1 protein-coding gene is annotated in these 1,653 nt (G+C 68.1%); it reads left to right on the top strand.

Annotated features, from left to right (window positions below; genetic code table 11):
* Positions 1 to 115 precede the first annotated feature (115 nt).
* The gene (locus ACWDRB_RS67765) at positions 116 to 1,618 is read left to right on the top strand and encodes an ISL3 family transposase (RefSeq protein WP_449912880.1); all 1,503 of its coding nucleotides are present in this window, start codon (positions 116 to 118) and stop codon (positions 1,616 to 1,618) included.
* Positions 1,619 to 1,653: the final 35 nt, after the last annotated feature.

Raw genomic sequence — 1,653 nt, 5'->3', positions numbered from 1 at the left:
GGCTCTGGCCCACTTTCGGTGGTGACGGAACGTGATAGCTCGTGTCGGTACATGGCTATCTCGCCGTGCTGTGTCAGCGTGACGCCGGTGTGACGTAAAGGATCTTGCGGAGCTGGTGTTCCCGCAATTAGCCGGCTTGGTCGTCGGCAGTGTCCGGCCCGGGGCCGGGGCGATCGTTGTGCATGTCACGTCCGAGGGGGCGCCGGTGGCGTGTCCCGGCTGCGGGGCAGCCGGACGGGTGCATGGCTATGTGGATCGGCAGCTGGCGGACCTGCCGTTAGGCGGGCAGCGAGTGCTCGTGCGACTGCGGTTTCGGCGGTTGAGGTGCGCGACGGTCGGGTGTGAGCGGCAGACGTTCCGGGAGCCGTTGCCCGGTTTGGCCGAGCCGTATCAGCGCCGCACGATCGCCTTGAGCGCGCAGGTGGGGGCGGTGGTGCGGGAGTTGGCCGGGCGGGCGGGGTCTCGGTTGCTGGACGTGCTGGGAGTCGGGATCTCGCGACAGACCGCAGTCCGGTCTTTGCTACGCCTGCCACTGCCGGTCCGTCCAACGCCGGAGGTGATCGGGGTGGATGACTTCGCGCTCCGTAAGCGGCACCGCTACGCCACGGTGATCATCAACGCGGTGACGCGGGAGCGGCTCGATGTGCTCACCGACCGTCAGGCCGACACCTTGGAGGCGTGGCTGCGTGCTCATCCCGGCGTGCGGGTGGTGTGCCGGGACAGCAGCGGCGCTTATGCCGAGGCGATCCGTCGCGCTCTGCCTGAAGCGGTGCAGGTCGGTGATCGCTGGCATATCTGGCACAACCTGGCCGAAGCCGTTGTGAAGGAGGTCGCCGCGCACTCGGTCTGCTGGGGCAAGAGCGGCCCGCCGCCAAGAGAGGGGGTGCGGGCCGCCACCACTCGCGATCGGTGGCGGCAGGTCCATGCTCTGCTCGACCAGGGCGTTGGGCTGCTGGAATGCGCCCGCCGTCTCGGTCTGGCGTTGAACACCGTCAAGCGGTATGCCCGCATCGCTGAGCCCGAGCGGCTCGTCCGGGTCCCGAAGTACCGGCCTACGCTCGTCGACCCGTTCCGTGATCACCTGCGCCGCCGCCGCGCCGAAGAGCCCGCCGTCTCGGTTCAGCAGTTGCTCGCCGAGATCAAGGTGCTCGGCTATACCGGCAGCCAGAACCTGCTGTACCGGTACATCAACCAAGGCAGAGTCGAGTGCGACCAGCTCGCGATCTCGCCGAAGCGACTGGCCGGCCTGCTCCTCACTGAACCAGGCACACTGACCGACGCCCAGCGGGAACGGCTCGATGCCGCCATCGGCGCCTGCGGTGAGATGACCATGCTGAGCGGCCTCATCCGGGACTTCGCCGCCCTCCTCGACCCGAAGGACGGTAACGACCGGCTGCTGGCCGCCTGGATAGAACTCGCACGACAAGTCGACCTGCCGCACGTGCATGCCTTCACCCGCGGCCTGGCCAACGACCGCGCCGCCGTGGACGCCGCGCTCAGCCTGCCGTTCCACAACGGCGGTACCGAAGGCGTCAACACCAAGACCAAGCTCCTCAAACGGCAGATGTACGGCCGCGCCGGGTTCGTTCTCCTTCGCCACCGCATCCTGCTCGGCTAACCACACTCCGTCACCACCGAAAGTGGGCCAGAGCC

Source organism: Nonomuraea sp. NPDC003707 (genome assembly GCF_053587055.1).
Note: the sequence above shows the minus strand (reverse complement) of the source record. Positions and strands in the feature narration are given on the sequence as shown.